This window comes from Streptomyces niveiscabiei (genome assembly GCF_001419795.1).
Lineage (GTDB): Bacteria > Actinomycetota > Actinomycetes > Streptomycetales > Streptomycetaceae > Streptomyces > Streptomyces niveiscabiei.
The window spans coordinates 1-3,407 of the sequence record NZ_LIRL01000834.1 but is presented as its reverse complement, the minus strand read 5'-3'; the positions used below and the strand labels follow the sequence as shown (position 1 = coordinate 3,407).

General features: G+C 73.9%; 3 protein-coding genes. 1 reads left to right on the top strand and 2 read right to left on the bottom strand.

Annotated elements, in window-relative coordinates; genetic code table 11:
* The first annotated feature begins 59 nt into the window (after positions 1 to 59).
* Positions 60 to 938 (top strand): MBL fold metallo-hydrolase, encoded by an 879-nt coding sequence (locus tag AOK24_RS34825; protein ID WP_055723985.1) that lies wholly within the window; start codon positions 60 to 62, stop codon positions 936 to 938.
* Between the two features lie 49 nt (positions 939 to 987).
* Here the strand turns inward: AOK24_RS34825 and AOK24_RS34820 are convergent, their stop codons facing one another.
* Together AOK24_RS34820 and AOK24_RS34815 are read right to left on the bottom strand one after the other, a co-directional pair.
* On the bottom strand, positions 988 to 2,157 hold the full coding sequence (locus AOK24_RS34820) for a pyridoxal phosphate-dependent aminotransferase (RefSeq protein WP_055723984.1): 1,170 nt from the start codon (positions 2,155 to 2,157) through the stop codon (positions 988 to 990).
* 41 nt (positions 2,158 to 2,198) lie between these two features.
* Positions 2,199 to 3,407 (bottom strand): hypothetical protein (locus AOK24_RS34815; RefSeq protein WP_055723983.1); only part of this gene is annotated, 1,209 nt, incomplete at its 5' end.

Genomic DNA, 3,407 nt, shown 5'->3' with positions numbered 1-3,407 from the left:
CCCGAGGAGCTGGCGGAACTGCTGCTCGAACTCGTCTGAGACCGGCTGAGGAGACCAAGATGACCACCAAGCCGTGGGTATGTGAGACGTGCGGGAACCACGCCTACACCGAGGGGGACACGCCTCCCGACGACTGCGTGATCTGCGAGGACGACCGCCAGTGGGTCCCCGCCGGCGGCCAGCGCTGGACCACCCTCGACGCGATGGCGGCCGGCGGCTACCACTCCGTGGTGCGCGAGGTGGAGCCCGGCCTCCTGGGGGTCGGCGCCGAGCCGATGATCGGCATCGGCCAGCGCGGGCTGGTCCTGCGCACCGACGCGGGCAACATCATGTGGGACCCCTCGCCGTACCTCGACGAGGCCGCCGTCGACGCCGTCCGGCAGGCCGGCGGGCTCAGCGTCGTCACCGCGAGCCACCCGCACTTCTACGGCGCGATCGTCGAGTGGGCCCGGATCTTCGGCGCGCAGATTCTGCTGCCCGAGGTGGACATCCACTGGCTCGGGCGCCCCGACTCGGCCGAGGACCTCGTGCGCACCTGGTCGGACGAGGTCCCGCTGGCCGACGGCGTGACCCTGATCCAGTGCGGCGGCCACTTCCCCGGCAGCGCCGTCCTGCACTGGGCGCAGGGCGCCGACGGCCTCGGGGTCCTGCTGACCGGCGACACCATCAACATCTCCCCCGGCGAGGACCGGGTGGCGTTCCTCTACAGCGCCCCCAACCGCCTCCCGCTGCCCGAACGCGGCGTGCACGGCGTCGTCGAGGCCGTCCAGCCGTACTCCTACGACCGCATGTACGCCCACTGGTGGGCCCCGGCGATCCGCCGGGACGCCCAGCGGATCCTCAAGGAGTCGACCGACCACTACCTGAAGTTCGTCCGGGGCGACGCGCCGGAGTGGCTCACCGAGGGCCACCACCACGGCCACGGCCACACCCACTGACACGGCGCGGCCACGTCCCCGGAAGGGCGTGGCCGCGCCGCGTCGTCGGTCAGCGCCCGGCCAGGGAGCCGAGCCGCTCCACCGCCTCCGTCAGCACGCCGGTCTTCTTGCAGAACGCGAACCGGACCAGGCCCCGGGCCTCCGCGCCGGGGTCCCGGTAGAACACCTGGTTGGGGATGGCCGCCACCCCGCACAGCCGGGGCAGCTCCCGGCAGAACTCCAGCCCGTCCGCGTCGCTGAGCCCCCTGATGCTCGTGGTGATGAAGTAGGTGCCGTCCGGCTGATGGACCGTGAACCCGGCGGACCGCAGGCCCTCGGCGAGCAGATCGCGCTTGGCCCGCAGCTCCCGCCGCAGCCCGTCGAAGTAGTCGTCGGGGAGCCGGAGCGCCTGCGCCGTCGCGTACTGGAACGGCCCGCTGGACACATAGGTGAGGAACTGCTTCGCGGTGAGGACCGCCGAGACCAGCGCGGCGGGCCCGCTGACCCAGCCGACCTTCCAGCCGGTGAACGAGAAGGTCTTGCCGCCCGAGCTGATCGTCAGGGTGCGCTCCCGCATGCCCGGGAACGTGGACACCGGGACGTGCTCCACGCCGTACACGAGGTGTTCGTACACCTCGTCGGAGATCACCAGCAGATCCCGTTCCACCGCGAGTTCGGCGACCGAGGCCAGCTCCTCGCGGGTGAGGACCGTGCCGGTCGGGTTGTGCGGGGAGTTGAGGAGCAGGATGCGGGTGCGCGGGGTGACGGCGGCCCGCAGCGCGTCCAGGTCGGGGCGGAAGGACGGCGGGCGCAGGGGGACCGGGACGTGGACGCCGCCCGCCATCGCGATGCACGCCGCGTAGGTGTCGTAGGTGGGCTCGAAGGTGATCACCTCGTCGCCGGGCTCCAGCAGGGAGAGCAGGGACGCGGCGATCGCCTCCGTGGCTCCGGCGGTGACGAGGACCTCGGAGCCGGGGTCCAGGGTGATGCCGTGGAACCGCTTCTGGTGGTGGGCGACGGCATCGAGCAGCTCGGGGACGCCCCGGCCCGGCGGGTACTGGTTGCCGCGCCCGGCGAGGACGGCGTCGGCGGCGGCGCGGGCGATCTCGGCGGGGCCGTCGGTGTCGGGGAAACCCTGGCCCAGGTTGATCGAACCGGTCTCGGCGGCGAGTGCGGACATCTCGGCGAAGATCGACGTACCGGCCTGGGCCAAGCGGCTGTTCACATGGGAGATCGGCATGAACCCATCGTGCCCTTCTGCGGGGTGGTCGGGGGAGGTGTTCACCGGCGGTACGTCACGTACAGCCTGCCTCGGTGGAAGGCCGCGCCGCCGGCGTCCAGGGCCGGGAAGCCGCCGTCGTGGGCGGGCGCGGGGGGCTCGGCCCAGCCGCCGCCGTCGGCGAGGGCGGCGAGGCGCAGCCGGCCGTCGGTGTCGCGCGCGAGGAGGTGCGGGCCGGGGCCGGGGTGGTCGACGAGGGTCGGGCTGCGCTCGGTCAGCAGGCCGGGCGCGGGGGCGTGGGCCTGCCAGCGGGCCGGGTCCGACGGGGCGTCGCTGGAGCGGACGTGGACCTGGTCGTCGAGGCCGCGGTGGGCGATCCACAGGGCGTCGCCCGTGGAGACGAGCGCGGGGGCGCTGTCGCTCGCCGAGTCGGTGAAGCAGTGCGTGAAGGCGCTCCGGAAGTCCGTGTCGAGCCGGTCGAGGTGCATCCGCTTGCCGTGGTCGCGGCGGGCGACCCAGAGGTGCCCGCCGTGCGAGGCGATGTCGGGCGACACGGGGCTGTCCCAGCCCGCCACCCGCGCTTCCCGGGTCCACGCCGAACCGTCGAAGCGGCTCCACAGGATCTCGCCGTCCGGCGTGGTGTGGAAGGAGTACAGCAGGCCCCCGTGCACGGTGAGCGCCGCGCGCTGACGGCTGCCCGAACCGCCGACCGGCACGGGCGCGCTCCAGGCGCCGCCGCGCAGCCGGCTCCACATCAGCCGCTGGTCGCCGGGGCGGGCGAAGACGACGTGGAGGTCGCCGCCGTAGGACACCAGGGACGGCGCGGTGACACTGCGCAGGGCCAGGGGGACAGGCACGCTCCACGGGGACGGCCGCCCGCTGCGGTAGGTGGCGTACTCCAGGGAGCCGGAGGGGAAGGCGGGCCGCTCACCGCCGTACCGGAGCCGCAGGGCGGTGCCGTCGCTCTCGCGGGGCAGTTCCAGGGCGGGCCGGTGGAAGAGGACGGCGGTGTCGGCGCGGCCGAGGGTGAAGCGCAGGGGGGTCGTCTTCGGCGGGGCGTCCAGGTGGGGCCTGAGGAAGGCGTACAGGTTCATGACCTCCCAGGCCATGCCGGCGAAGACCTGTCCGGGGGGCTCGGTCTCCAGGTCGGCGACGGCTGTGTCGCAGGCGCGGGCGAGGGCGTCCAGGGCGCGGGTGAGGGCGTCGCGGGGTTCCGTTCCGGCGGGGACCGTGAACGCGACGCGGTCGGGGGTGGGGGCGTCGAAGAGGAG

What these genes read in the sequence shown, in the direction of transcription:
- AOK24_RS34825 (WP_055723985.1), top strand. Translation starts at nt 60, where the DNA reads ATGACCACCAAGCCGTGGGTATGTGAGACGTGCGGGAACCACGCCTAC.
- AOK24_RS34820 (WP_055723984.1), bottom strand. Translation starts at nt 2,157, where the DNA reads ATGCCGATCTCCCATGTGAACAGCCGCTTGGCCCAGGCCGGTACGTCG.